Annotated in this window: 23 protein-coding genes and 3 rRNA genes; 20 read left to right on the top strand and 6 right to left on the bottom strand. The window is 68.4% G+C overall.

Going from position 1 to position 25,446, the window contains the following annotated elements; translation table 11 throughout:
• Positions 1-167: 167 nt before the first annotated feature.
• The 14 genes from U5640_RS27650 (at position 168) to U5640_RS27585 (ending at position 9,758) form a co-directional block, all read left to right on the top strand.
• A complete protein-coding gene (locus U5640_RS27650; protein ID WP_340378427.1) occupies positions 168-1,019 on the top strand; it encodes a helix-turn-helix transcriptional regulator in 852 nt (283 codons plus the stop codon).
• 97 nt (positions 1,020-1,116) lie between these two features.
• The gene (locus tag U5640_RS27645) at positions 1,117-1,518 is read left to right on the top strand and encodes an ATP-binding protein (protein WP_340378426.1); all 402 of its coding nucleotides are present in this window, start codon (positions 1,117-1,119) and stop codon (positions 1,516-1,518) included.
• Positions 1,519-1,696: 178 nt separating this feature from the next.
• Positions 1,697-2,548 (top strand): sigma-70 family RNA polymerase sigma factor, encoded by an 852-nt coding sequence (locus U5640_RS27640; protein WP_340385373.1) that lies wholly within the window; start codon positions 1,697-1,699, stop codon positions 2,546-2,548.
• Positions 2,545-3,366 (top strand): integrase, encoded by an 822-nt coding sequence (locus tag U5640_RS27635; protein WP_340378425.1) that lies wholly within the window; start codon positions 2,545-2,547, stop codon positions 3,364-3,366. Before U5640_RS27640 ends, U5640_RS27635 begins: the two co-directional genes overlap by 4 nt.
• A 178-nt stretch (positions 3,367-3,544) precedes the next feature.
• Positions 3,545-3,892: a hypothetical protein gene (locus U5640_RS27630; protein ID WP_340378424.1), complete on the top strand. Its 348-nt coding sequence runs from the start codon at positions 3,545-3,547 to the stop codon at positions 3,890-3,892.
• A 5-nt stretch (positions 3,893-3,897) separates the two neighbouring features.
• On the top strand, positions 3,898-5,271 hold the full coding sequence (locus U5640_RS27625; RefSeq protein ID WP_340378423.1) for an FtsK/SpoIIIE domain-containing protein: 1,374 nt from the start codon (positions 3,898-3,900) through the stop codon (positions 5,269-5,271).
• An 83-nt stretch (positions 5,272-5,354) separates the two neighbouring features.
• A complete protein-coding gene (locus tag U5640_RS27620; protein ID WP_340378422.1) occupies positions 5,355-5,567 on the top strand; it encodes a hypothetical protein in 213 nt (70 codons plus the stop codon).
• Positions 5,568-5,590: 23 nt separating this feature from the next.
• The gene (locus U5640_RS27615; protein ID WP_340378421.1) at positions 5,591-6,289 is read left to right on the top strand and encodes a DUF2637 domain-containing protein; all 699 of its coding nucleotides are present in this window, start codon (positions 5,591-5,593) and stop codon (positions 6,287-6,289) included.
• A gap of 15 nt (positions 6,290-6,304) precedes the next feature.
• The gene (locus tag U5640_RS27610) at positions 6,305-6,484 is read left to right on the top strand and encodes a mobile element transfer protein (protein ID WP_340378420.1); all 180 of its coding nucleotides are present in this window, start codon (positions 6,305-6,307) and stop codon (positions 6,482-6,484) included.
• A gap of 14 nt (positions 6,485-6,498) precedes the next feature.
• Positions 6,499-6,654, top strand: coding sequence for a hypothetical protein (locus tag U5640_RS27605; protein WP_167795700.1), 156 nt, complete (start codon positions 6,499-6,501; stop codon positions 6,652-6,654).
• A gap of 20 nt (positions 6,655-6,674) precedes the next feature.
• Positions 6,675-6,980 (top strand): SpdD protein, encoded by a 306-nt coding sequence (locus U5640_RS27600; RefSeq protein ID WP_340378419.1) that lies wholly within the window; start codon positions 6,675-6,677, stop codon positions 6,978-6,980.
• A complete protein-coding gene (gene repSA / locus U5640_RS27595; protein WP_340378418.1) occupies positions 6,977-8,368 on the top strand; it encodes a replication initiator protein RepSA in 1,392 nt (463 codons plus the stop codon). The genes U5640_RS27600 and repSA overlap by 4 nt, the downstream gene beginning before the upstream one ends.
• Positions 8,365-8,553: a helix-turn-helix domain-containing protein gene (locus tag U5640_RS27590; RefSeq protein WP_340378417.1), complete on the top strand. Its 189-nt coding sequence runs from the start codon at positions 8,365-8,367 to the stop codon at positions 8,551-8,553. Before repSA ends, U5640_RS27590 begins: the two co-directional genes overlap by 4 nt.
• A gap of 74 nt (positions 8,554-8,627) precedes the next feature.
• Complete coding sequence (locus U5640_RS27585; protein ID WP_340378416.1) at positions 8,628-9,758, top strand: tyrosine-type recombinase/integrase; 1,131 nt, start codon at positions 8,628-8,630, stop codon at positions 9,756-9,758.
• A 197-nt stretch (positions 9,759-9,955) separates the two neighbouring features.
• Here U5640_RS27585 and mtnA read toward each other — a convergent pair whose 3' ends face one another.
• Positions 9,956-11,098 (bottom strand): S-methyl-5-thioribose-1-phosphate isomerase, encoded by a 1,143-nt coding sequence (mtnA, locus tag U5640_RS27580; protein ID WP_340378415.1) that lies wholly within the window; start codon positions 11,096-11,098, stop codon positions 9,956-9,958.
• Positions 11,099-11,238: 140 nt separating this feature from the next.
• Here mtnA and U5640_RS27575 point away from each other — a divergent pair, with 140 nt between their 5' ends.
• Genes U5640_RS27575 through U5640_RS27555 form a run of 5 tightly spaced genes read left to right on the top strand, consistent with a single transcriptional unit; the run spans position 11,239 to position 16,822 of the window.
• Positions 11,239-12,594, top strand: a complete 1,356-nt coding sequence (locus U5640_RS27575) for a glycerophosphoryl diester phosphodiesterase membrane domain-containing protein (protein WP_340378414.1) — start codon at positions 11,239-11,241, stop codon at positions 12,592-12,594.
• Between the two features lie 4 nt (positions 12,595-12,598).
• Complete coding sequence (locus U5640_RS27570) at positions 12,599-13,330, top strand: DUF4129 domain-containing protein (RefSeq protein WP_340378413.1); 732 nt, start codon at positions 12,599-12,601, stop codon at positions 13,328-13,330.
• On the top strand, positions 13,327-14,523 hold the full coding sequence (locus U5640_RS27565) for a DUF4350 domain-containing protein (protein ID WP_340378412.1): 1,197 nt from the start codon (positions 13,327-13,329) through the stop codon (positions 14,521-14,523). The genes U5640_RS27570 and U5640_RS27565 overlap by 4 nt, the downstream gene beginning before the upstream one ends.
• Positions 14,523-15,512, top strand: a complete 990-nt coding sequence (locus tag U5640_RS27560; protein ID WP_340378411.1) for a MoxR family ATPase — start codon at positions 14,523-14,525, stop codon at positions 15,510-15,512. The genes U5640_RS27565 and U5640_RS27560 overlap by 1 nt, the downstream gene beginning before the upstream one ends.
• On the top strand, positions 15,512-16,822 hold the full coding sequence (locus U5640_RS27555; protein WP_340378410.1) for a DUF58 domain-containing protein: 1,311 nt from the start codon (positions 15,512-15,514) through the stop codon (positions 16,820-16,822). The genes U5640_RS27560 and U5640_RS27555 overlap by 1 nt, the downstream gene beginning before the upstream one ends.
• A gap of 108 nt (positions 16,823-16,930) precedes the next feature.
• Here the strand turns inward: U5640_RS27555 and rrf are convergent.
• The 4 genes from rrf to U5640_RS27535 all read right to left on the bottom strand — a co-directional run bounded on the left by rrf (position 16,931) and on the right by U5640_RS27535 (position 23,627).
• Positions 16,931-17,047, bottom strand: a 5S ribosomal RNA gene (rrf, locus tag U5640_RS27550).
• An 84-nt stretch (positions 17,048-17,131) separates the two neighbouring features.
• Positions 17,132-20,252: ribosomal RNA gene (locus U5640_RS27545) — 23S ribosomal RNA — on the bottom strand.
• A gap of 292 nt (positions 20,253-20,544) precedes the next feature.
• Positions 20,545-22,070: ribosomal RNA gene (locus tag U5640_RS27540) — 16S ribosomal RNA — on the bottom strand.
• The 16S, 23S and 5S rRNA genes sit together here, the layout of an rRNA operon.
• A 549-nt stretch (positions 22,071-22,619) precedes the next feature.
• Positions 22,620-23,627 carry a stage II sporulation protein M gene (locus U5640_RS27535; RefSeq protein WP_340378409.1) on the bottom strand — a complete coding sequence of 336 codons (1,008 nt, stop codon included), beginning with the start codon at positions 23,625-23,627 and terminating at the stop codon, positions 22,620-22,622.
• A 128-nt stretch (positions 23,628-23,755) separates the two neighbouring features.
• Between U5640_RS27535 and U5640_RS27530 the strand changes: the two genes are divergently transcribed.
• On the top strand, positions 23,756-24,715 hold the full coding sequence (locus U5640_RS27530) for an RDD family protein (RefSeq protein WP_340378408.1): 960 nt from the start codon (positions 23,756-23,758) through the stop codon (positions 24,713-24,715).
• 16 nt (positions 24,716-24,731) lie between these two features.
• On the opposite strand, the gene U5640_RS27525 is transcribed toward U5640_RS27530, so the two are convergent.
• Entirely contained in the window at positions 24,732-25,346 is a 615-nt protein-coding gene (locus tag U5640_RS27525; protein ID WP_340378407.1) for a hypothetical protein, read from the bottom strand.
• Positions 25,347-25,446 lie beyond the last annotated feature (100 nt).

The raw sequence follows: 25,446 nt of genomic DNA, 5'->3' as shown, positions 1-25,446 counted from the left end.
GCGGGCGCGGACGGCGGCCCGCTCCCGCCCGGAGGAGCGAAGCGACGACGGGTGCTTGATGAGGTAGGGAAACCTGTAACAGGTGATCATGATGGGCCGTCTGGAACTGGCGATCATCGCCGTCCAGGCATCTGGTCTCTGCTGCCTCGTGGTGTAGAACCCTGGTCATGGGGAGTGAGCGGCAGCAGCGAATGAAGGCGCTCGGGGCACGCCTGAAAGGGCTTCGTACCGAGGCCAGTCTGACCGGGGCCGTACTGGCACAGCGGGCCGGGGTGGGGCAACCCACCGTGTCCAAGGTGGAGAACGGGCGCATGGTCCCCAGTGCCGACGTCTTGGGCCGCTTGTCTCGTGCTCTCGGCCTCGACGAGTCGACCACTCGGGAGGTGCTTGACCTCCTGCTCGCCGTCGAGACCGCTCCCGGTGCCGCAGAGGCTCCCAGCGATGAGGCTCCGGCCGGGGCAACGCTCGATGAAGCGGTCCGGTCCGCTCGCCTGGTCCGTTCCTTCCAATGCGTCATCCTGCCGGCCATGCTCCAGAGTGCGGAGTACGCCCGACACGTCTTCGACAGTGCGCCGAACGCCAGTCCGGAAGCCGTCGGCCGTGCGGTCGCTGCCCGCGTGGAGCGGCAGAGTCTCTTGTACGAGCGGGGCCGGGAGTCGGTGTTCGTGCTGACCGAGGGCGTGTTGCGGACGTGGCCGGGGAGTCCGGCCCTGATGCTCGCCCAGCTTGACCGGCTCCTGGCTGTTGAGAGCCTGAGCACGGTTCGCCTCGGGGTGATCCCCTGGCATCAAGCCGTGCCTGTCATGCCTCGTAACGGCTTCACCTTGTGCGATCACGCGACGGTGGTCGTCGAGACGTTCCAAGGTGAGCGGGTCGTGGACGACTCCTCCGCGGTGGCCTCGTACGAGGAGACGTTCAGCAAGTTCGAGGATGCCGCGACCTTCGGGCCTGACGTGCGTGAACTGCTTCTCCAAGTGATGAAGGACTTCCGAGACCTGGACGGCTCCGCCACTCGATAGAGGAATAATTCCTCAAGATGCCTGGCTAGTTGACCTCGCACGGGAATACGCTGCTGCTCCATCGTCTAGCCCCCTAGACGCTAAGGAGTGTTTCGGTATGCCCAAAGAGTGGTCCCGCATCTTCCCTGGCCAAGTCTGGCAAGTCGCCGAAGCCCGCCACTTCGTCGCCGCCCTGCTGGAGGGCGAGGCCCCAAGCCTCGTCGATGACGCCGTCCTGGTCGTCGGCGAACTGGCGGCCAATGCCGTACGGCACACGCGAAGCGGCTGGTACCGGGGATGGTTCCTGGTGATCGTCGGCTTCGCCGACGACTTCGTACGGCTTCAGGTCATCGACCAGGGCGGCGACGACGAACCCACCGTGCGGAGCGTGAACGCCCCACTGGACCAGGGCGGCCGTGGACTGATGCTCGTCTCGGCCTGCGCGAAAGACTGGGGCGTGAAGGATCGGCCCGCCGGCGGGCGCTGCATCTGGGTGGACCTGGCACGGGTGGGCGTGTGATGGCATGCGGTGCAACGCTGGCCCATGCCTGCCTCGCGGGCAGCGAAGGGTGAGCCCCAAGGGTGTGCCTCGACGAAGGGCCGCGTTCTACGTGGTCGACGTGAGATCTGGACGCCGTCTCGCGCCCGTTCTGTCTAGGGCCCTAGACTCCTCCTCAGTGCTGCTAGGAGGTGAAGTCATGTCGGACGAATTTCAACGCATCATGGCTATCGATGATCCCTACCTGCTCCTGCGGGAGGTCACGACGCGCTTGGCCGATGCTCAGCAGGAGGTGACCGAACTCGCCCGGCTTCGCCGAAGGGTGGTTCAGGATCTCCACGCGCAAGGGTTGTCGTACGCGCAGATCGCGACGAAGGCCGGCCTGAGCCGTGGACGCATCCACCAGATCCGCCACACCGGACCGGCGCCGGAAGGTGCCTTCCTCGGGCGCGGTGCGGTCGTCATCGCGACTCCGCTGCGGCGGGACGACGAACGCGGGCGCACGGTCGTCGCCGTGGACGACGTCAGTTCCGGAAAGCGGCTGGAAGATCTCGCGCGGTCGTACGGCCTGGACGTCGTCTCCGAGCACGTACCGGTGAGCGGCGACATCGAACTCAACCGTGACGGCCTGGTCGTCGTCTGCGGCCCGCGCATGTCTCAGCAGATGTGGGACACGTACGCCCAGGATCCCGTCCTTCACTGGGAACAGGCGGAAGACGGCCCCTGGACGGTCGCCGACCGGCGAACCGGCACCGTGTACCGGTCCGGGCAGGACAGTGACCCGGCCCGCCCCTACGACGTCGGCTATGTGGGCAGGCTCCCCCGACCCGACGGCAAGGGGTCGTTGCTTGCGATCGCCGGTATCCACACGCAAGGCTCCCTCGGCGTCGTGCAGCTGCTCGCCTCCGACCTGAATGCGTTGTGGGGGCAGGTGGGTGACCATCGCTTCTCCGCCCTGGTGGGTGTCGAGTACGACCCGGAGACCAGCGAACCGCGCTCCTTCGAACTGCTCACCCCCCTCTACCGGCACGACGAGGAACCGACGGCGTGAGGGTCACCCTCGGCTCACAGCCCGCTGAAGCCGGCCGGGAGAACGAAGACTTCGCCGCTGCCGCTCCTGGGGCGGCCGTTCTCCTGGACGGCGCGGGTGTGGCCGGGGCGGACACCGGGTGCACACATGGTGTCGCCTGGTTCTCCTCGACGCTGGGCGGGCTGCTGCTGAGCGCCGTCACGGCGTCTCCGGCTCGGTCGTTGGCCGCCTGTCTGGCTGACTCCATCCGTGTCGTCCGCTCCCTGCATGAGGGCAGTTGCGACCTGGCGTACCGGGCTAGTCCGACGAGCACAGTCGTCGCCGTGCGCGCCCGTGGCAGAAGCCTGGAGTACCTGGTTCTCGGTGACTCGGCCCTCCTCCTTGGCGACAAGGCCGGGGGGACGACCGTCGTCACCGATCAGCGTCTGAGTGACGTGGGCAGGCGGCTACGCGGACGGGTCGACGCGTTGCCCACCGGCTCACCCGAGCATGCCGCCGCGCTGGCCGAGTACCGCGATGCCCTGACAGGACTTCGCAACCAGCCTGACGGCTTCTGGATCGCCGGGCCTGACCCGCGAGCGGCCGAACACGCCCTTACCGGCACCCTCTCTCTGGACTCGCTGACCGCCGTGTCGCTGCTGAGCGACGGCGCGACCCGGCTCGTCGACCGCTTCCAACTCGCCACTTGGCAAGGAATGTTGGACGTCCTCAGCTCATCGGGGCCCGCCGAGTTGATCCGCCGAGTTCGGGAAGCGGAGGCCGGCGACCGCGAGGGACTGCGTTGGCCACGGGGCAAGACACACGACGACGCCACCGCCGTGTACTGGGCTCTGCCGTAGCGCATCCACGCGCCTCGAAACTCACCCGTATACCCCCCTAGACAGTTCGATGGTCGACGGTTTACTGTTTCCGTCACCCCCCCTAGACAGTTAGGGCGGGCCACTCCCCTTGCTGTCTAGGGGGGTATCCAGACGGAACGGGCCCGCAAGGGCACCGACAACGAGTGAGGTTCAAGAAATGCGTGTCATCCCCGTAGACGTCTCGGCCGCGACGCTCCTCGTCACCAAGCTGCCGGAGGTCAAGGTGAGGGACCGTCAGACCGGTGAGGTTGCCGTGGACCCGGTGACGAACCAACGGCTCATGGTCCTGGAGCTGGTGTTCATCGCGGCGGGCGGTTCGGACATGATCAAGGTCACCGTTCCGGAGCCGGGCATCGGTGAGGGCCTGGTCATGGGCGCGCCGGTCGTCCTCTCCGGCCTGGTCGCCCGGCCGTGGGAGAGCGAGTTCGGCGGGCGCATGCGCCACGGCATCGCCTACCGGGCGGATGCGGTCATGATCAACGCTCCCGCGCCGGTGCGGGGCTGATCGCCGTGACCAACACCGTGTGGACACTGACGCTGTGCCTCGTGGCACTCGTCGCCCTGCTGGTGCTGCGTCGGCGTATGCCGGTCGCGTTCTGGTGGCTCGTCGGCTACCCGCTCGTCGCGCTGCGGGTGCTGACCACGTACCGGGCCACGATGGACGCCTGCGGCCTGACGGTCCCGGCCTCCGCCGTACGACGCGCCACGGCCCGCCTGGTCGGGCGGGAAGCGGCACCTGTACCGCCTCGTCGCTCGTTTCCGGTGCCGACCGGGGCCGGGCTCGTGATGCGGCTGCGCATGGCGGCCGGGCAGGCCCCGGAAGACTTCATTGCCTCGGCTGACCGGCTGCGCCATGCCTGGGCAGCCCATGCCGTCCACATCCGTCCGACCAAGCCGGGGTGGCTCGAACTGCGGCTGATCGGCTGGGACGTCCTCGCGGACGTACGGCGTCCCCGCCGGTGGCAGAAGGACGGCGGGCCGCTGTCCCTGCCGCTCGCACTGCGGGATGACGGGCACTGGCACGTACGGGACTTCCGCACCGTGCCGCACGAACTCATCCTCGGCGCCACGCAGTCCGGCAAGTCCGTGTACCTGCGCAACCTGCTCTGCGGCCTCGCTCGGCGACCGGTCGTGCTCGTCGGGATCGACTGCAAGTGGGGCGTGGAACTGGCGCCGTTCGTGCCCCGCCTGTCGGCCCTCGCCGACACCCCGGACCGGGCGAACGAACTCCTTGACGTCCTGCTGGAAGAGATGGAGGCACGGTTCCGGCTGATCGGCCTCAGCTCCACGATCGGGCCGGACTCCGTCCTCACCTCGGACGTGTGGGGCCTGCCGGAGAAGGTACGGCCGGTGCCGGTCGTGGTCGTCGTCGACGAGGTGGCGGAACTCTTCCTCGCCGCGAGCCGCGACGAGGAGAAGCGGCGCGATGCCATGGTCACCAAGCTGATCCGTATCGCCCAGCTCGGCCGCGCGGCCGGCATCTACCTGGAAGTCTGCGGGCAGCGCTTCGGCTCCGAACTCGGCAAGGGCGCCACCATGCTCCGCGCCCAGCTCACCGGCCGTATCTGCCACCGCGTCAACGACGAGTCGTCGGCGAACATGGCGCTTGCCGACATCTCCCCTGAGGCCGCTCTCGCCGCAACTGCCATTCCTGCCGAACGCCCCGGCGTCGCGATCGTCGGCGACTCCTCCGGCGGCTGGTCCCGCGCCCGCTCCCCGCACCTCACCCTCGAAGAAGCTGCGGCCGTCTGCCGCACCACCTCCGCCCTCGTGCCGGAGCTGTCCCGCCTCGACGCCTTCCGGCCCGCCGTCGCTGTCGAGCCCGCTGACGTCGCCTCGCCTGCCGCTGCTGCCGTGCCCACGGCCCGCCCGGTGACCGAGTAGCCGCACCCCCTTCCCACGGTTCGGCGTGACCGCCTCGCGCCAAGTCCCTACCCCTCCCATGCCCGAAGCCGGAAGGACGCCCCATGTCCCGCCCCTCCATCGCCGAGGTCAGCGCGCTCATCGCCGACCTGGCCGCGCACCGTCAGAACCGCACCTCTGGCGAGTTCGCCGCGCTCATGGCCCGTAAGGCCGAGCTGCTGGAGCGCATCGCCACCCACACACCCGACGACGCCGAGGCCGCCGAGGTGGCTCGCCTCGCCCGTGAGCGCGCTGACTCGCTCAAGTCCGCCGACTGATCTCGCCGAAAGGAGTCGAGCCGATGCGTGCCCACCTCGCCCGCGTGGACGCCGTGATCGTCCAAGCCGTCATTGCGGGCGGCCTGTCCTTCGCCCACCTTCACGACCTGGCGGAGGCGGCAGGACAGGGCGGCTGGAAGGCGTGGGCCTACCCGGTCAGCGTTGATCTGCTGCTGGTCGCCGCCTGGCGCCGGATGCGCGAACAGCAACGCGCCGGACGCCCGGCCGGGAGCTCCCGGCTGTGGTTCCTGGTCGCCCTGGCCGCCTCCCTCGGCGCCAACATCGCCACCGCCGGCCTCCTCGACCTGGACCACGTTCCCGCATGGCTCCGCGTCGTGGTGGCGGGGTGGCCCGCCGTCGCCTTCTTCGGCGGAACCCTGCTAGCCCACGGGCCTCGCGTCGCAGAGCAACCGGCGGCCTCCGTGACGGCGGAGACAGAATCCGTACCGCCGTCGGCCCCTGTCCCGGTCGACCCGCCCCGCCGTGACGAACTCCCTGCGCCCGCTCCTGCTCCGGCGACCGAGAAACCCCCGACCGGCCTCGTGACCGCCGTTCCGGCGCCCGTTCCCGCCGTCGCCCTCCCGCCCGCCCTCGTCGACCGTGTCCGGGCTCTCGCCGCAGAACACCGCGCCGCGACCGGCCAACCGGCCGACCCCGATGCCGTACGCGCCCGGCTCGGCCTGCCTCCGGCCATGACGCCCTCCGTCGCTGCCCACCTCTGAGAAAGGACCGCCCGCATGACTCCGCGCTTCCGCAACGTCCGCCGCTTCGGTCCCGTACAGGTCGCCTCGTTCCTCGCCCGTGGCCGTAACCGCCACCTCGCCGCCTGCACCGCGCCCCGCTGCGACTTCTCCGCCGAGTACGACAGCCGCGCCGCCGCCGAACTCGCCGCCCGCATCCACCGCTGCAAGGCCTGACAGGAGATCACGCCATGGACGTTCCCCTCTGGTTCGCCGTGCTCGTCGTCGCCGTCCTCGGCATCCAGCTCGCCCGCCCGCCGTGGTGGCTGGTCGCCCTGCTGCTCCTCGGCGGCTACCTGGTCGCGAACAGCGTCCTCGCCCCCGCCGTCGCCACGCTCCTCGACTGATCGCCGAAGGGAGTACTCACGTGTTCACCCCGAAGTACCCGCCGCAGGACACCGCCCCGGTCCCCACCACTCCGGCCCCGAACGTCTACAGCCCGGTGCCGTACAACCCGACCCACGCCCCGGCTGCGTCCGCCCCGGCCTCCAACCGGCCCACGGTGCAGCTCACCCCCGGCAGCACGCTGACCCTCGTCGCGGGGGGCGGCGCCCTGGTCCTGGTCGTGGGCACGGTCCTGGTCTCCATGCTCCTCGCGGTCGCGATCACCGCCGCCTCCGTCGCAGTCTGCGCGGTCGTCATCCGCTCGATCCTCAAGGAGCACAAGGCGTGACCGACTCCGCCACCATGGCGGGCCTGGATCCGGCCGCCCTCGCCGACGTGCTGAGGCTGGCTGGGTCCCCCGGGTTCGACCGCGTACAAGACCAGATCCGCCGCACCGGCGGCTGCTCCGACCCGATCCATCTGCAAGGCACCACGGTCATCCGTGACCGTGCCACCGGGCAGGTTCTGCACACCTACAACACCGACAGCGAACCCGGCGGCCGTCTCCGCGTCGCCTGCGGCAACCGGCGCGCCTCCCGGTGCCCCGCCTGCGCCTGGACCTACGCGGGGGACACGTACCACCTGATCCGTGCGGGCCTGGTCGGCGACCCTGCCAAGGGCACCCCGGACACCATCAGGGATCACCCTCGAGTCTTCGCCACGCTGACCGCCCCGTCGTTCGGGCCGGTCCACAACCGGCCGGGCAACCGGTCCTGCCGCTGCGGCGTCCGTCACGCCGAGGACGCGCCGGAACTCGGCACCCCGCTCGACCCGGACGCGTACGACTACGCGAGCGCGGTGCTGTGGAACAACCACGCTTCTGAGCTGTGGCGGTACTTCGCGATCTACTTGCGTCGCGAGATCGCCCGCCGCGCCGGCCTCACGCAGAAGGACGCCCACGCACAGTCGCGCGTCGCCTTCGGCAAGGTCGCCGAGTACCAGAAGCGCGGGGCCGTGCACTTCCATGCCGTGATCCGCTTCGACGGGCCCGACGGTCCTGACTCGCTGCCCCCGGCCTGGGCCACACTCGACCTCCTCACCGACGCGATCAAGGCTGCCGCTGCCCGCGTCGCGGTCGACGTGCCTCCGGCCGGTGACCAGCCCGCCCGAACCCTGCGCTGGGGCACCCAGCTCGACGTACAGCCCATCGGAGCCTTCGGCGACGGCGAGGAGATCACCGAACAGGCCGTCGCCTCCTACGTCGCCAAGTACGCCACCAAAGCCGCCGAGACCACCGGCACCGTTGACCGCCGCATCGGCAACAAGGAAGCGCTGATCCTTCTCGACGTCCCGGAACACCCCGCGCGCCTGATCGCGGCCTGCCTCGACCTCCACGCGCTCTACCCGGACCGCAAGCTTCGGGACTGGGCTCACATGCTCGGCTTCCGCGGCCACTTCTCCACCAAGTCCCGCCGCTACTCCACGACCCTCGGCGCCCTCCGCCAGACCCGCGCCGACTACCGCGCACGGCAGCAGCGCGAAGCCCTCGGCCTGCCCGACCCCGACGCCCCGGAGGCAACCACTCTGACCCTGGCGCACTGGGCGTACGCCGGTCATGGCCACACCCCCGGCGAATCCTGGCTCGCCGCGAACATCCGCCGCGACATCCAACTCAACCGCGAGACCGCCCGTGAAGCCCTGCAAGACCACCTCGACCTGGACGGAGCCGCCGCATGACCACCGCCGCCCCTGAGCTGCTCACCGTGCCGGAGGTCATGACTCGGCTGAAGTTCGGGCGCTCCAAGGTGTACGACCTGATCCGCTCCAAGCGGCTGGCCTCGATCACCGAGGGACGGTCCCGCCGGATCCCGGCAAGCGCCCTTCAGAACTACATCGACACCCGGCTTGAGGAGGCTGCCTGATGCCTCCCCGCAAGCGGAACCCCAACGGCTCGGGCACGGTGACACGGCGTGCTGACGGCCGGTACCAAGCGGCGGTGTACGTTCCCCAGCCGGACGGCACCACCAAGCGGAAGTACGCGTACGGCAAGACCTTCGAGGAGTGCGACCGCAAGCGCCGTGAGCTGATCGACCGTTCCAACGGTGGCATCCCGACTCCGACGCGGGACATGACCTTGGGCCAGTGGTTCGACTACTGGCTAGAGATCGTCGTGAAGCCCAACCTGGCGCCGAACAGCTACCGGGCGTACGAGACCGCCGTGCGGCACCACCTTCGCCCGCGTCTGGGCTCCAAGGTCATGGTCAAGCTGGGCGTCAAGGAGCTGCGTGGGGTCATTCAGGTCCTCGCACAGGACGAGGGGGCCAAGACCGCCAAGAGGGCGCTTCGGGTCCTCTCAGCGGCTCTCACGGCCGCGATGGTCGAAGACATCGGGCTGACCCGGAACGTGACCAAGCTCGTCCACGTGCGGGCGTCCACCGACAGCGGCAAGAGCTGGGACGCGGTGACCGTGCTCCGCTTCCTGGCCGCCGCCCGGCGCCTCACCCCGTACTACCCGACGTTCCTCCTGCTCTGCCTCCTCGGTCTGCGCCGGGCTGAGGTGTGTGGCCTGCGCTGGGAGAACATCGACCTGGACAACCGCGTCGTCTGGGTGGAGCAGCAGCACCAGCGGGCCAGCGCCGGCACGATCGACGCGGAACTCAAGACCGAGACCTCCAAGGCACCGCTGCCGCTGCCCGCCCAGTGCATCGCGCCCTTGCGCTGGACCCGGATGCGCACGGCCATGCTGCGGGAGCGCGCGCTGAGCAAGGGGCGGCCCTGGTTCGAGGACCCCGACGGCCACGTGTTCGTGACCCGTACCGGTCGGCCGCTCACGCCCGATCACCTCTACATCGTGCTGCAACGGATCATCAGGGTGGAGGGGCTCAGCAAGATGAACCCGAAGGGGCTGCGGAAGTCGTGCGGCACCCTGCTGGTCCACCTGCGGGTGCATCCCCGCATCGTCAAGACGATCCTGCGGCACAGCCGGATCGCGACCACCATGGACATCTACGCTGAGGCTCTGGACCCGGACGTCGTCGAAGCCGTCGGGCAGCTTGACCGCCTGCTGCGGCAGCCCGCCCGCCTCCGTGAGCTGGAGGCCGCATCAGACCTGGAAACCGCCGCTTGATGTAGCTGTTGGATGTCACGGCCCCTCTCCCCGCGCATCGTCGCAGGTAGGGGGGCCGTTCCCGTTGATCAGGCCGGGAGCATCCCATTCTCATAACGGTGAAGGTGACGCAGGTGAGAAGCCTCACCGCCCGGTGACGATAGTCGTACGGGACCGTCACTGTCTGCCCTCGCCGACAGACCGTGATCTCAGGGGCATCAGGCACCCGCCCCCGGACGGGCCCTCGCGCAGAGTTCGGCGAGCCCTTCGGCGGTCACCGGCGACACCACGCCCTCCTCCGTCACGATCGCCGTCACCAGCTCCGGCGGCGTCACGTCGAACGCCGGGTTGTACGCCTGGGTGCCCAGCGGCGCCACCGGTATCCCGCCTCCCGCTCCCGTCACCGGCGCCTGCGGCGCCGTCACCTCGGTCACCTCGAACCCGGGGCGCTGCTCGACCTCGATCGCGGCCCCGCTCGCCGTGTGCGGGTCGACGGTCGTCACCGGCGCGACCACGATGAACGGCACATGGTGGTACCGCGCGAGCACCGCGAGCGGATAGCTCCCCACCTTGTTCGCCACCGAACCATCGGCCGCGATCCGGTCCGCCCCGATCAGCACCGCGTCCACCTCGCCCGCCGCGAACAGCGAGCCCGCCGCGTTGTCCGTCAGCAGGGTGTACGCCATCCCGCTGCGCGCCGCCTCGTACGCGGTCAGGCGGGCGCCCTGCAGCAGCGGACGGGTCTCGTCCACCCACAGTCGCCGCAGCCTTCCCACCCGGTGCGCGGCCAGCGCCACGGCGAACGCCGTCCCTTCCCCGCCCGACACCAGCGAGCCGGTGTTGCAGTGCGTGAGGATCCGGTGCCCGCCGCCGGGCAGCAGCTCGTCCAGGAGCGCCAGCCCGTGCCCGGCCATCCGGGTGCTGGCCTCGGCGTCCTCCCGGTGCAGTCGCCGCGCCGCAGCCAGCGCGGCCTGCGCCCCCTGCACCGGATCGGCTCCGCCGGCCAGCTCCGCCCGGTAGGCGGCCCGGGCCCGGTTCACGCCGAGGGACAGGTTCACCGCGGTGGGCCGTGCTCCCGCCAGCGCGGTGGCCGCCTCCTCCACGTCGAAGCCCCGGGCGGCGGCGAGCGCGACACCGTACGCCCCGGCGATGCCGAGCAGCGGCGCACCTCGCACCGCCAGCGAACGGATCGCCTCCACCAGCGCCGACGCGTCCGTGCAGACCAGCTCGACCTCCTCGGCCGGCAGCCTCGTCTGGTCCAGAAGCACCAGCACAGGGCCTTCGGGTGGCTCTTCCCAACGGATCGCCGGTATCTCGGCCTGCCGCTTGTCCTCACCGGATTGCGCGTACTGATCAGCCATGCGGTCAGTCTGCCCCGAGTCCGGCGGACAATTGAAGGTGTGCAGCCCCTACCGCGGCCGGTCTCCTCATGACCGCCCCATGGCACGATGGCAGCCAACCTGCCGCCGCGCCCGCGGACGGGCATCGTGAAGGAGCGACGATGAAAGACACTCCGGGCTGGGCCTCGCCCGGATCCGCCCCGTCCGACGGGCGGGAGCCCGGCGCGTCCGACCCCGCTGACCAGCCCGCCGACGCGCAGCCCGAGAGCCAGTCGGCCGCGAATCCAGCGGACCCCCACACGAAGTGGTCCAAGGAGCAGCCGCCCCCCGGCCCGTGGTCCGCGCCCGCAGGCCCCCAGCAGCCGGGCCAGGCCGCTCCGCAGAACCCCGTCCAGCCTCCGCCACCACCGCCCGGCCCCGGCTGGGGCGGTCGCACGCCCGCCGGTCCGTACGGCGGTGCCCCCAACGGCCACCCGGGCTACGCCCCCTACCCGGCCTGGGGCAACGGCTGGGGCGGCCCTCCGCCCGCGGCCAAGCCCGGTGTGATCCCGCTGCGCCCGCTGGGCGTCGGCGAGATCCTCGACGGCGCGGTCACCACGATGCGCACCTACTGGCGCACGGTGCTGGGCATCTCGCTGACCGTCGCGATCGTCACCGAGGTCATCGTCGTCCTGCTCCAGGGCCTGGTCCTGGACCACAGCACGGACACCTCCGCGCTCAGCGACCCGAGCGCCACCCTCGACGAGCAGACCCGCGCCATGGGCGACGTCATGCTCAACTCCGGGGTCCTGCTGCTGGTCTCGCTGGTCGGCACCATCTTCGCGACCGCTCTGCTCACGGCCGTCATCAGCCGTGCGGTCCTCGGCAGGCCCGCCACCCTCCAGGACGCCTGGCGCGACGCCCGTCCCCGGATCCCCCGGCTGTTCGGGCTGATCTTCCTGCTGCTGCTCATCGCGGGCGCGGTGGGCGCCGTCGGCGCACTGCCCGGCATCCTGGCGAGTGTCGCCGGGGCCGGCGAGGGCGGTGCCGCGCTGTCGGTCCTCGGCACCTTTGCGGCAGTCTTCGTCGCCCTGTGGCTGCTGGTGCGGCTCTCCCTCTCCTCGCCCGCGCTGATGCTGGAGAAGCAGAGCATCACGAAGGCGATGGGCCGCTCCGCCAAACTCGTCCGCGGTTCCTGGTGGCGGGTCTTCGGCATCCAGCTGCTCGCCCTGATCATCGCGAACATCGTCGCGACGATCGTCCTCGTCCCCTTCGCCTTCGCCGGCGCCGCGATGAGCGACAGCGGCATCGGCGGCCTCGTCGACGGCACGGGCGACTACGGCTGGACCTACCTGATCGTCAGCGGCATCGGCTCGGTGATCGGCTCCATGATCACCTTCCCGATCGCGGCCGGAGTCGTCGTCCTCCTCTACATCGACCAGCGCATCCGCCGCGAGGCCCTCGACCTCGACCTGGCCCGCTCCGCCGGCGTCCAGGGCTACGGCTCCCCCGACCCCGGCACCACCTCGGGGAGCTGATGCGGTGAGCCTGACGGGGGGAACCCTCACCGCACCACCGCTTCCGCACGGCACACTCGTCCGCTCCGACGACGCGCCTCCGCTGACCATCCCCCGCGATCCCGCGCGCGAGGCGGCCCGACGCGAGCTGTCCGAACGCCTGTACCACGAGCACGACCCCAGCCTCCTCCAGCGCGCCCTCACCACCCTCTGGGACTGGATCGGCGACCTGTTCGCCACCGCGTCCGGCGCCACCCCGGGAGGCAACGTCGGCGTGCTGGTGATCCTCGCGGCCGTCGTTGCGGTGGTGGGCGCCCTGTGGTGGCGCCTGGGCACCCCCCGCCGCCATCCCACCTCCACCGCGGCCCTGTTCGACGACCGCCCGCGCACCGCCTCCGAACACCGGGCCGCCGCCGAGGCGCACGCCTCCCAGGGCCACTGGAGCCAGGCCCTCCAGGAACGCATGCGGGCCGTCGTCCGCTCACTCGAAGAACGCGCCCTCCTCGACACCCGTCCCGGCCGCACCGCCGACGAGGCCGCCGCGGAAGCCGGCCGCACCCTCCCCGACCACAGCGACCGACTCCGCGCCGCCGCCCGCGTCTTCGACGACGTGACGTACGGAGGCCGCCCGGCGACCGAGCAGGCGTACCGCCGCATCGCCGAACTCGACCTCGACCTCGAGCGCGCCAAACCCCTGCTCACCACCCGCAGCACCGCCGACAGGGCCCCCACGACCCACCGGGGAGCCGACGGATGACCACCGAGGCCACGCTCCCCGCCACCGCGACCTCGCCCAGCGTCCGCCAACTGTGGACCCGCACGCGAGGAGTGGCCTTCGCCGTCACGCTCCTCCTGGCCGCCGGCGTCGTACTCGCCGTCCTGCGCTCCGACGCCCGGCACGGTGCCCTCGACCCCCGCTCCGCCGACCCCTACGGAAGCCGCGCCGTCACCGAACTCCTCGCCGACCGAGGCGTCTCCACCCGTGTCGTGACCACCCTCGCCGCGGCCCGCGCCGCCACCGGCCCCGACACCACCCTCCTGGTCGCCTCCCCCGACCTCCTGACGGAGCACCAGCAGCAGGAACTGCACGCCACGACCTCCGGCTCCGGCGGCCGCACCGTCCTCATCGCCCCCGGCACCCCCTCCGTCTCCACCCTCGCCCCCGGGGTCACCGCGGACCCGGCCACCAGCCGCGGCTCCGCCCTCGCCCCCGACTGCGCCCTCCCCGAGGCCCGACGCGCCCGCACCGCCGAGACCGGCGGCATCCGCTACAGCACCCGCCACCTCGACGCCGACAAGTGCTACCCCAGCCGGCGCCTGGCCACCCTCCTGCGCATCCCGGACCGTTCCACCAGCGGCGACACCGTCGTCATCGGCGCACCCGACATCCTCTACAACACGCGACTCGACCAGCAGGGCAACGCCTCGCTCGCCCTTCAACTCCTCGGCTCCCGCCCCCATCTGACCTGGTACCTCCCCTCGCTCTCCGACACCTCCGCCACCGAAACCGGCGACGAGAAGACCTTCTTCGACCTGCTGCCCTCCGGCTGGCTCTGGGGCACCCTGCAACTCTTCGTCGCGGCAGCGCTCGCCGCCCTCTGGCGGGCACGCCGACTCGGCCCGCTCGTACCCGAGAAACTCCCCGTGGCGATCCGCGCCTCGGAAACCGTCGAAGGCCGCGCCCGCCTCTACCGCACAGCCCGCGCCCGAGGCCGCGCGGCCACCGCTCTTCGCGCCACCACCCGCACCCGACTGGCCCCCCTCGTAGGCACTCCCGTCACCCAGGCGCACACGCCCGAAGCACTCCTGCCCGCCCTGTCCGCCCGCCTCCCCTCCGGCGGACAGCCCCTGCACTCCCTTCTCTTCGGCCCGCCGCCCAGCGACGACACGGCCCTCATCGCACTCGCCGACCAACTCGACGCCCTCGAAAGAGAGGTACGCCGTCCATGATGGACCCGACCACTGACAACGCCGGGAACACCGGGGACCCGGGCCGCGCCCGCGCCTCCCTGGAGGCCCTGCGCGCCGAGATCTCCAAGGCCGTGGTCGGCCAGGACCCCGCCGTGACCGGCCTCGTCGTCGCTCTCCTGTGCCGCGGACACGTTCTCCTTGAAGGAGTCCCCGGAGTGGCCAAAACGTTGCTCGTCCGCGCCCTCGCCTCCGCACTCGAACTCGACACCAAACGCGTCCAGTTCACCCCCGACCTCATGCCCAGCGACATCACGGGCTCGCTCGTCTACGACGCGCGCACCGCCGAGTTCTCCTTCCAGCCCGGCCCGGTCTTCACCCACCTCCTCCTCGCCGACGAGATCAACCGCACCCCGCCGAAGACCCAGTCCTCCCTCCTCGAGGCCATGGAGGAACGGCAGGTCACCGTCGACGGCACCCCCCGCCCCCTGCCCGACCCGTTCCTCGTCGCCGCGACCCAGAACCCCGTCGAGTACGAGGGCACCTACCCCCTCCCCGAAGCCCAACTCGACCGCTTCCTCCTCAAACTGACGATCCCTCTCCCCTCCCGCCAGGAAGAGATCGACGTCCTCACCCGCCACGCCGAAGGCTTCAACCCGCGCGACCTCCAGGCCGCCGGCGTGCGCCCCGTCGCCGGCACGGCAGACCTGGAAGCCGCCCGCGCGGCCGTCGCCAAGACGACCATCTCCCCCGAGATCACCGCCTACGTCGTCGACATCTGCCGGGCCACCCGCGAATCCCCCTCCCTCACCCTCGGCGTTTCGCCGCGCGGCGCCACAGCGCTCCTCGCCACCTCCCGTGCCTGGGCCTGGCTCACCGGCCGCGACTACGTCATCCCCGACGACGTCAAAGCCCTCGCCCTCCCCACCCTCCGCCACCGCGTCCAGCTCCGCCCGGAAGCCGAAATGGAAGGCGTGACGGCCGACTCCGTCATCACCGCACTCCTCGCCCACGTCCCCGTCCCCCGCTGATGGCAGTCACCGGACGCGCCGCCCTGCTCGCGGCCCTCGGCGCCCTCCCCATCGGCATCTGGGGCCCCGGCTGGACAGGCCTCCTCGCCGTCAACGCCCCCCTGGCCCTCGCCTGCGCCTGCGACTACGCCCTGGCAGCCCCCGTACGCCCCCTACGCCTCACCCGCTCCGGTGACACCACCGCACGCCTCGGTGAGCCGGCAGACGTCACCCTGACCCTCACCAACCCCTCCCGACGCCCTCTGCGGGCCCGCATCCGCGACGGCTGGCCGCCCAGCAGCTGGCAGCCCGGCACGGAAAGCGAGGCATCCCGCCACCAGCTGACCGTCCCCGCCGGCGAGCGCCGTCGCATCACCACCCGCCTGCGCCCCACCCGCCGCGGTGACCGCCGAGCCGACCGCGTGACCATCCGCTCCTACGGCCCCCTCGGCCTCCTCGCCCGGCAAGGCACCCACAAGGTCCCCTGGACGGTACGCGTCCTGCCCCCGTTCACCAGCCGCAAGCACCTCCCCTCGAAACTCGCCCGCCTCCGCGAACTCGACGGCCGCACCAGCGCCCTCACCCGCGGCGAGGGCACCGAATTCGACAGCCTGCGCGCCTACGTCCCCGGCGACGACACCCGCTCCATCGACTGGCGCGCCACAGCCCGCCACGCCACGGTCGCCGTCCGCACGTGGCGCCCGGAACGCGACCGCCACATCCTCCTGGTCCTGGACACCGGCCGCACGTCCGCCGCCCGTGTCGGCGACGCCCCTCGCCTCGACGCCTCCATGGACGCCGCCCTCCTCCTCGCCGCCCTGGCATCCCGCGCCGGCGACCGCGTCGACCTCCTCGCCTACGACCGGCGGGTCCGCGCCCTTGTGCAGGGCCGCTCGGCCCGCGACGTCCTGCCCTCCCTCGTCGACGCCATGGCCCCCCTCGAACCCGAACTGGTCGAGACGGACGCCAGGGCCCTTACCACCACAGCGCTCCGTACGGCTCCCCGCCGGTCCCTCATCGTCCTGCTGACCACACTCGACGCCGCCCCGGTCGAGGAAGGCCTCCTCCCGGTCCTCCCTCAACTCACCCAGCGCCACACCGTTCTCGTCGCGTCGGTCGCCGACCCCCACATCGCCCGCATGGCCACCTTCCGCGGCAGTGCCGACGCGGTCTACGACGCCGCGTCCGCCGCCCAGGCCCAAGCCGAACGCCAGCGCACAGCTGAACAACTCCGCCGACACGGAGTCACCGTCGTGGATGCGACCCCCGACGACCTCGCCCCGGCCCTCGCGGACGCCTACCTGGCGCTGAAGGCAGCGGGACGGCTATGAGAAAAAGCGGGCTCCGCCAAGGAGTCCGCGGGAATCCACGAGCAGCCAAAATGCCCTGAACGCAGAAAACCCCCGCACCATACGGTGCGGGGGTCTCCCGGAATGATTGTTCGGCGGTGTCCTACTCTCCCACAGGGTCCCCCCTGCAGTACCATCGGCGCTGTGAGGCTTAGCTTCCGGGTTCGGAATGTAACCGGGCGTTTCCCTCACGCTATGACCACCGAAACACTATGAAACTGTCAGCCGCACCGTATGTGGCATACGGGGCTGTTCGTGGTTTCAGAACCAACACAGTGGACGCGAGCAACTGAGGACAAGCCCTCGGCCTATTAGTACCGGTCACCTCCACACATTACTGTGCTTCCAGATCCGGCCTATCAACCCAGTCGTCTACTGGGAGCCTTACCCCATCAAGTGGGTGGGAGTCCTCATCTCGAAGCAGGCTTCCCGCTTAGATGCTTTCAGCGGTTATCCCTCCCGAACGTAGCCAACCAGCCATGCCCTTGGCAGAACAACTGGCACACCAGAGGTTCGTCCGTCCCGGTCCTCTCGTACTAGGGACAGCCCTTCTCAAGACTCCTACGCGCACAGCGGATAGGGACCGAACTGTCTCACGACGTTCTAAACCCAGCTCGCGTACCGCTTTAATGGGCGAACAGCCCAACCCTTGGGACCGACTCCAGCCCCAGGATGCGACGAGCCGACATCGAGGTGCCAAACCATCCCGTCGATATGGACTCTTGGGGAAGATCAGCCTGTTATCCCCGGGGTACCTTTTATCCGTTGAGCGACGGCGCTTCCACAAGCCACCGCCGGATCACTAGTCCCGACTTTCGTCCCTGCTCGACCCGTCGGTCTCACAGTCAAGCTCCCTTGTGCACTTACACTCAACACCTGATTGCCAACCAGGCTGAGGGAACCTTTGGGCGCCTCCGTTACTCTTTAGGAGGCAACCGCCCCAGTTAAACTACCCATCAGACACTGTCCCTGATCCGGATCACGGACCCAGGTTAGACATCCAGCACGACCAGAGTGGTATTTCAACGACGACTCCACCTGAACTGGCGTCCAAGCTTCACAGTCTCCCACCTATCCTACACAAGCCGAACCGAACACCAATATCAAACTGTAGTAAAGGTCCCGGGGTCTTTCCGTCCTGCTGCGCGAAACGAGCATCTTTACTCGTAGTGCAATTTCACCGGGCCTATGGTTGAGACAGTCGAGAAGTCGTTACGCCATTCGTGCAGGTCGGAACTTACCCGACAAGGAATTTCGCTACCTTAGGATGGTTATAGTTACCACCGCCGTTTACTGGCGCTTAAGTTCTCAGCTTCGCCGAGACGAATCTCGACTAACCGGTCCCCTTAACGTTCCAGCACCGGGCAGGCGTCAGTCCGTATACATCGCCTTACGGCTTCGCACGGACCTGTGTTTTTAGTAAACAGTCGCTTCTCGCTGGTCTCTGCGGCCACCCCCAGCTCGGAGAGCAAGTCCCCTCACCAGACGTGGCCCCCCTTCTCCCGAAGTTACGGGGGCATTTTGCCGAGTTCCTTAACCATAGTTCACCCGAACGCCTCGGTATTCTCTACCTGACCACCTGAGTCGGTTTAGGGTACGGGCCGCCATGAAACTCGCTAGAGGCTTTTCTCGACAGCATAGGATCATCCACTTCACCACAATCGGCTCGGCATCAGGTCTCAGCCACATGTACGACGGATTTGCCTATCGCACGGCCTACACCCTTACCCCGGGACAACCACCGCCCGGGCTGGACTACCTTCCTGCGTCACCCCATCACTCACCTACTACAAGTCTGGTCCGTCGGCTCCACCACTCCCCTTTGCCCGAAGGCTCCGGGGCGGCTTCACGGACTTAGCATCGCCTGGTTCGATGTTTGACGCTTCACAGCGGGTACCGGAATATCAACCGGTTATCCATCGACTACGCCTGTCGGCCTCGCCTTAGGTCCCGACTTACCCTGGGCAGATCAGCTTGACCCAGGAACCCTTAGTCAATCGGCGCACACGTTTCTCACGTGTGAATCGCTACTCATGCCTGCATTCTCACTCGTGAACCGTCCACAACTACCTTCCGGTGCTGCTTCACCCGGCACACGACGCTCCCCTACCCATCACAGCACCCGTTGGGGCTATATACTGCAATGACACGACTTCGGCGGTACGCTTGAGCCCCGCTACATTGTCGGCGCGGAATCACTAGACCAGTGAGCTATTACGCACTCTTTCAAGGGTGGCTGCTTCTAAGCCAACCTCCTGGTTGTCTCTGCGACTCCACATCCTTTCCCACTTAGCGTACGCTTAGGGGCCTTAGTCGATGCTCTGGGCTGTTTCCCTCTCGACCATGGAGCTTATCCCCCACAGTCTCACTGCCGCGCTCTCACTTACCGGCATTCGGAGTTTGGCTAAGGTCAGTAACCCGGTAGGGCCCATCGCCTATCCAGTGCTCTACCTCCGGCAAGAAACACACGACGCTGCACCTAAATGCATTTCGGGGAGAACCAGCTATCACGGAGTTTGATTGGCCTTTCACCCCTAACCACAGGTCATCCCCCAGGTTTTCAACCCTGGTGGGTTCGGTCCTCCACGAAGTCTTACCTCCGCTTCAACCTGCCCATGGCTAGATCACTCCGCTTCGGGTCTTGAGCGTGCTACTGAAACGCCCTGTTCGGACTCGCTTTCGCTACGGCTACCCCACCCGGGTTAACCTCGCAACACACCGCAAACTCGCAGGCTCATTCTTCAAAAGGCACGCAGTCACGAGAACAAGGCAAGCCTTGTTCCGACGCTCCCACGGCTTGTAGGCACACGGTTTCAGGTACTATTTCACTCCGCTCCCGCGGTACTTTTCACCATTCCCTCACGGTACTATCCGCTATCGGTCACCAGGGAATATTTAGGCTTAGCGGGTGGTCCCGCCAGATTCACACGGGATTTCTCGGGCCCCGTGCTACTTGGGTGTCTCTCAAACGAGCCGCTGACGTTTCGACTACGGGGGTCTTACCCTCTACGCCGGACCTTTCGCATGTCCTTCGCCTACATCAACGGTTTCTGACTCGTCCCACGGCCGGCAGACCGTGGAAGAGAGATCCCACAACCCCGCATGCGCAACCCCTGCCGGGTCTCACACGCATACGGTTTGGCCTCATCCGGTTTCGCTCGCCACTACTCCCGGAATCACGGTTGTTTTCTCTTCCTGCGGGTACTGAGATGTTTCACTTCCCCGCGTTCCCTCCACACTGCCTATGTGTTCAGCAGCGGGTGACAGCCCATGACGACTGCCGGGTTTCCCCATTCGGAAACCCCCGGATCAAAGCCTGGTTGACGACTCCCCGGGGACTATCGTGGCCTCCCACGTCCTTCATCGGTTCCTGGTGCCAAGGCATCCACCGTGCGCCCTTAAAAACTTGGCCACAGATGCTCGCGTCCACTGTGCAGTTCTCAAACAACGACCAGCCACCCGTCACACACCAGAACTCTGATGCTTCACCGGGGCCGGCATCCGAGGGTTCATTCCCTCAGACACCCAACAGCGTGCCCGACACTCCCGCCTCTCCAAATCGCGTTCCACGCCGAAGCAGTACTAGCGACCAGAGCAGGTCAAGTGTGCCGAATAATCAACGTTCCACCCATGAGCAACCAGCACCGGACGTTCGCCGGTGTACTGGCCTCTGGACCGCATAGCGGCCTAGAAGTGCTCCTTAGAAAGGAGGTGATCCAGCCGCACCTTCCGGTACGGCTACCTTGTTACGACTTCGTCCCAATCGCCAGTCCCACCTTCGACAGCTCCCTCCCACAAGGGGTTGGGCCACCGGCTTCGGGTGTTACCGACTTTCGTGACGTGACGGGCGGTGTGTACAAGGCCCGGGAACGTATTCACCGCAGCAATGCTGATCTGCGATTACTAGCAACTCCGACTTCATGGGGTCGAGTTGCAGACCCCAATCCGAACTGAGACAGGCTTTTTGAGATTCGCTCCACCTCACGGTTTCGCAGCTCTTTGTACCTGCCATTGTAGCACGTGTGCAGCCCAAGACATAAGGGGCATGATGACTTGACGTCGTCCCCACCTTCCTCCGAGTTGACCCCGGCGGTCTCCTGTGAGTCCCCATCACCCCGAAGGGCATGCTGGCAACACAGGACAAGGGTTGCGCTCGTTGCGGGACTTAACCCAACATCTCACGACACGAGCTGACGACAGCCATGCACCACCTGTACACCGACCACAAGGGGGGCACTATCTCTAATGCTTTCCGGTGTATGTCAAGCCTTGGTAAGGTTCTTCGCGTTGCGTCGAATTAAGCCACATGCTCCGCTGCTTGTGCGGGCCCCCGTCAATTCCTTTGAGTTTTAGCCTTGCGGCCGTACTCCCCAGGCGGGGAACTTAATGCGTTAGCTGCGGCACCGACGACGTGGAATGTCGCCAACACCTAGTTCCCACCGTTTACGGCGTGGACTACCAGGGTATCTAATCCTGTTCGCTCCCCACGCTTTCGCTCCTCAGCGTCAGTAATGGCCCAGAGATCCGCCTTCGCCACCGGTGTTCCTCCTGATATCTGCGCATTTCACCGCTACACCAGGAATTCCGATCTCCCCTACCACACTCTAGCTAGCCCGTATCGAATGCAGACCCGGGGTTAAGCCCCGGGCTTTCACACCCGACGTGACAAGCCGCCTACGAGCTCTTTACGCCCAATAATTCCGGACAACGCTTGCGCCCTACGTATTACCGCGGCTGCTGGCACGTAGTTAGCCGGCGCTTCTTCTGCAGGTACCGTCACTTTCGCTTCTTCCCTGCTGAAAGAGGTTTACAACCCGAAGGCCGTCATCCCTCACGCGGCGTCGCTGCATCAGGCTTTCGCCCATTGTGCAATATTCCCCACTGCTGCCTCCCGTAGGAGTCTGGGCCGTGTCTCAGTCCCAGTGTGGCCGGTCGCCCTCTCAGGCCGGCTACCCGTCGTCGCCTTGGTGAGCCGTTACCTCACCAACAAGCTGATAGGCCGCGGGCTCATCCTTCACCGCCGGAGCTTTCGACCCTCACAGATGCCTGCGAGAGTGATATCCGGTATTAGACCCCGTTTCCAGGGCTTGTCCCAGAGTGAAGGGCAGATTGCCCACGTGTTACTCACCCGTTCGCCACTAATCCACCCCGAAGGGCTTCATCGTTCGACTTGCATGTGTTAAGCACGCCGCCAGCGTTCGTCCTGAGCCAGGATCAAACTCTCCGTGAATGCTTCTCACGGGAGCGGAACAGTCGGAGGAATGATCCGACCGTTCACAGCGTCCTCGCTGTATTTTTTTCAAAGGAACCTCATCCTCGGCTATCACTGCCGGGGACGGGGTATCAACTAATCTGGCGTTGATTTTTGGCACGCTGTTGAGTTCTCAAGGAACGAAAGCTTCCTTTGTACTTGCCTGAGAGACTCTCTCAGGTTTTCCTCCGGGCTTCCCTTCGGTCTTGCGTTTCCGACTCTATCAGATCTTTTCTCGATCCGATTTCCTCGGTGCTTTCCAGGTTCCCGCTTTTGTTTCGCGGTTTCCTTTCCGGCGGTTCCGACTTTATCAGAAGTTCCGGGCCGGTCTGACCGGCGCTGGTTTTCCGAATCATCGGGGGCTTCTGCGGAATCGATGTTCCGAGCTGCCGATAGGTTTTCCCTGCTGCCGACCGGATCCCATCCAGTTCCAGGCAACTGTTCTAATCTACCTCCCCGCGCGCTCCGTGTCAACGGCTTTTGCGGGAACGAGGAGGACAGTAGCAGTTCGGCGGGGCGGTTCGCACATCAGGCGGCTGTCGGCACGGTCGCGCTGCGCTCGGCCGCCTCCACGTCGCCCGTGTGACCGGCGCGCGCCGCTCTGCCGCCGAGGACGAAGACGTACGCGAGGAAGGCCAGCTCGGCGACGATGCCGATGGTGATGCGGGCCCAGGTGGGCAGGCCCGAAGGCGTGACGAAGCCTTCGATGGCACCGGAGACGAAGAGGACCAGGGCGAGGCCGATCGCCATCGCGATCGCGGCTCTGCCCTCTTCGGCGAGGGCCGTACGGCGGGAGCGCGGGCCGGGGTCGATGACCGTCCAGCCGAGGCGGAGTCCGGTGCCGGCAGCGACGAAGACCGCTGTCAGTTCGAGCAGGCCGTGCGGGAGCACCAGGCCGAGGAACGTGTCGAGTCGGCCCGCCGAGAACATGAGGCCGACGCCGATGCCGAGGTTGAGCATGTTCTGGAAGAGGACCCACAGCACCGGAAGCCCCAGGAAGACGCCCAGGACCAGGCACATCGCGGCGGCCTGGGCGTTGTTCGTCCAGACCTGGGCGGCGAACGAGACGGCCGGGTGGCTGGAGTAGTACGTCTCGTACTGGCCGCCGGGCCGGGTGAGGTCGCGCAGCTCGTCGGGGGCCGCTATGGAGGCCTGCACTTCCGGATGGGTGCCGATCCACCAGCCCAGGAGAGTGGCGACGGCGGTGGAGAGGAGGGCGGTGGGGATCCACCAGTGGCGCGCGCGGTAGACGGCGGCGGGGAAGCCCTCGGCGAGGAAGCGGGTGACATCGCGCCAGGAGGCGCGGCGGGTTCCGACGACGGCGCTCCGCGCGCGTGCGACGAGTTGGGTGAGCCTGCCGGTCAGCTGGGGGTCGGGGGCTGAGGACCGGATCAGGGAGAGGTGGGTGGCGGTGCGCTGGTAGAGGGTGACGAGTTCGTCCGCCTCGGCGCCGGTGAGGCGGCGGCGGCGCCGTAGGAGGGCGTCGAGGCGGTCCCATTCGGCCCGGTGGGCGGAGACGAAGACGTCGAGGTCCATCGGTGTGCCTGCTCCTCGGCTGTGCGTCGGCTGCCGGTATGGGTGTCAGGTTGTCGTACTGCGGCGCGATGTGCGCTCAGCTTGGCAGACTGGCTGCTCCAGGGGCAGGTCGGGAAGGGGCGGCGGGCGTGAGTGAGCTGGTGACGGGTGAGGCGGTGGCGTTGGAGCTGCAGCCCGCCAGGCTGCCCAGCAGGGCGCTGGCCCTCTTGCTGGACCTGGTCGTGGTGCTGGTCGTCTATGTGGTCGTGAGTGTCGTTCTGGTGCTGTCGACGGCCTCGTTGGACGACGCGGCGCGGACGGCGGTGTCGATCGCCTCGTTCCTGCTGGTGCTGGTGGGTGGGCCGATCGCGGTGGAGACGCTCAGCCATGGGCGGTCGCTGGGGAAGTCGGCGTGCGGGTTGCGGGTGGTGCGGGACGACGGTGGGCCGATCCGGTTCCGGCACGCGCTGGTGCGGGGTGCGCTCGGGCTGGTGGAGATTCTGCTGACGTTCGGGGTGGTGGCGTGTGTCGCGTCGCTGGTGTCGGCGCGGGGGCGGCGGCTCGGTGACGTGTTCGCCGGGACTCTGGTCGTGCGGGAGCGGGTGTCGGCGGCGCGGGGTGGTTTCGTGCCGCTGCCTCCGCCGTGGCTGGCCGGGCGGTTCCAGGAGCTTGATCTTTCGGCGGTGCCGGACGGGCTGTGGTTGGCGATCCGCCAGTACCTGGGTCGGATGGGCCAGCTGGATCCGCAGGTCGGCTGGGCGATGGCGGGGCGGCTGGCGGAGGAGCTGGCCGGGCGGACCGGGGTGCCGATGCCGCCGGGGGTGCCGCCGGCCGCGTATCTGGCGGCGGTGGTACAGGAGCGGCAGGTCCGGGAGGCGCGGCGGATGTTCGGGGGCGGTCCGGCCGGTGGGGGTGCTGCTGGTGGGAGTGCTGTGGCTGGTGGGGGCCTCGGTCCTGGGCCGCGGTCCGGGCCCGGGGCACCGTACGGGCAGCCGTCGTACGGGCCTGCTGTGCCTGGAGGGGCCTCGTCTTCGGGTGGTCCCGTGGTGGAGGGGGGCGAGCGTGGTCGGGGTGAGGGGTCGGGGACCGGGTTCGTGCCGCCCGCGTAGGGGTCGGGCGTCGGGTTCAGGTGAACGTCGACGGGGGTGATTCGAGGTCTTCGAGTTCGATGCCGGGGGCCGCGAGGACGACGTCGCCGGCGAGGTGCACGGTGTGCTGTTCGCCGGTGTCCAGTGCTGTGACCTGGTATTCGTCCACGGTCAGGGGGGCGGTGTCAGTGGGGTGTGTTTCGCTGTTCACGAGGGCCCAGGACTGGTCGACGGTGCGGGGGGCGAGGACCGGGTCGGTGAAGGCGACGAGACGTACGCGGGTGGCCGCGGTGGAGGGGGTGAGGCGCAGGAGGCGGGCGGTGGCGACGAGGAACGCGGGTGAGGTGCCGGTGAAGGCGTGGGCGGGCGTGTTGCCTTCGGTGGCGTCGGTGCCGGTGGGGTCGGTGCGGACCCAGGTGACGCCGTCCAGGGCGGCACCGCGGACCTGCCAGCTGCTCGCGTGCAGTTCCAGGCGGAGGGGGCGGCCGAGGTCGTCGAGGGTGAGGTCGACGGAGCCGGAGTGTTCGCCGGTGGGGGTGGTCAGCTGGGAGACGTAGCGCCAGCCGGAGGGGCCGGGGGCGCACTGGAAGTGTTCGTGTGCGAGGAGGGTGTGATCGTGAAGGTCGTGGAGTGCATAGCGGCCGCGGGGCATGGGGGTCCTGGGGTGTGACGGGTTGGTCGGGGCGCCGCGGCGGTCCGGCCGAGGGGCCGAAGGGGCAGGCCCCCGACACGGGGGTGCGGGGGCCTGTCTC

This window comes from Streptomyces sp. SS7, from assembly GCF_037993025.1.
Taxonomy (GTDB): domain Bacteria; phylum Actinomycetota; class Actinomycetes; order Streptomycetales; family Streptomycetaceae; genus Streptomyces.
The sequence above is the reverse complement of the archived record's forward strand: the minus strand, read 5'-3'. Positions and strand labels throughout refer to the sequence as shown.

What these genes read in the sequence shown, in the direction of transcription:
- U5640_RS27650 (WP_340378427.1), top strand. Translation starts at nt 168, where the DNA reads ATGGGGAGTGAGCGGCAGCAGCGAATGAAGGCGCTCGGGGCACGCCTG.
- U5640_RS27645 (WP_340378426.1), top strand. Translation starts at nt 1,117, where the DNA reads ATGCCCAAAGAGTGGTCCCGCATCTTCCCTGGCCAAGTCTGGCAAGTC.
- U5640_RS27640 (WP_340385373.1), top strand. Translation starts at nt 1,697, where the DNA reads ATGTCGGACGAATTTCAACGCATCATGGCTATCGATGATCCCTACCTG.
- U5640_RS27630 (WP_340378424.1), top strand. Translation starts at nt 3,545, where the DNA reads ATGCGTGTCATCCCCGTAGACGTCTCGGCCGCGACGCTCCTCGTCACC.
- U5640_RS27620 (WP_340378422.1), top strand. Translation starts at nt 5,355, where the DNA reads ATGTCCCGCCCCTCCATCGCCGAGGTCAGCGCGCTCATCGCCGACCTG.
- U5640_RS27615 (WP_340378421.1), top strand. Translation starts at nt 5,591, where the DNA reads ATGCGTGCCCACCTCGCCCGCGTGGACGCCGTGATCGTCCAAGCCGTC.
- U5640_RS27610 (WP_340378420.1), top strand. Translation starts at nt 6,305, where the DNA reads ATGACTCCGCGCTTCCGCAACGTCCGCCGCTTCGGTCCCGTACAGGTC.
- U5640_RS27605 (WP_167795700.1), top strand. Translation starts at nt 6,499, where the DNA reads ATGGACGTTCCCCTCTGGTTCGCCGTGCTCGTCGTCGCCGTCCTCGGC.
- U5640_RS27590 (WP_340378417.1), top strand. Translation starts at nt 8,365, where the DNA reads ATGACCACCGCCGCCCCTGAGCTGCTCACCGTGCCGGAGGTCATGACT.
- mtnA (WP_340378415.1), bottom strand. Translation starts at nt 11,098, where the DNA reads ATGGCTGATCAGTACGCGCAATCCGGTGAGGACAAGCGGCAGGCCGAG.
- U5640_RS27575 (WP_340378414.1), top strand. Translation starts at nt 11,239, where the DNA reads ATGAAAGACACTCCGGGCTGGGCCTCGCCCGGATCCGCCCCGTCCGAC.
- U5640_RS27565 (WP_340378412.1), top strand. Translation starts at nt 13,327, where the DNA reads ATGACCACCGAGGCCACGCTCCCCGCCACCGCGACCTCGCCCAGCGTC.
- U5640_RS27560 (WP_340378411.1), top strand. Translation starts at nt 14,523, where the DNA reads ATGGACCCGACCACTGACAACGCCGGGAACACCGGGGACCCGGGCCGC.
- U5640_RS27555 (WP_340378410.1), top strand. Translation starts at nt 15,512, where the DNA reads ATGGCAGTCACCGGACGCGCCGCCCTGCTCGCGGCCCTCGGCGCCCTC.
- U5640_RS27535 (WP_340378409.1), bottom strand. Translation starts at nt 23,627, where the DNA reads ATGGACCTCGACGTCTTCGTCTCCGCCCACCGGGCCGAATGGGACCGC.
- U5640_RS27525 (WP_340378407.1), bottom strand. Translation starts at nt 25,346, where the DNA reads ATGCCCCGCGGCCGCTATGCACTCCACGACCTTCACGATCACACCCTC.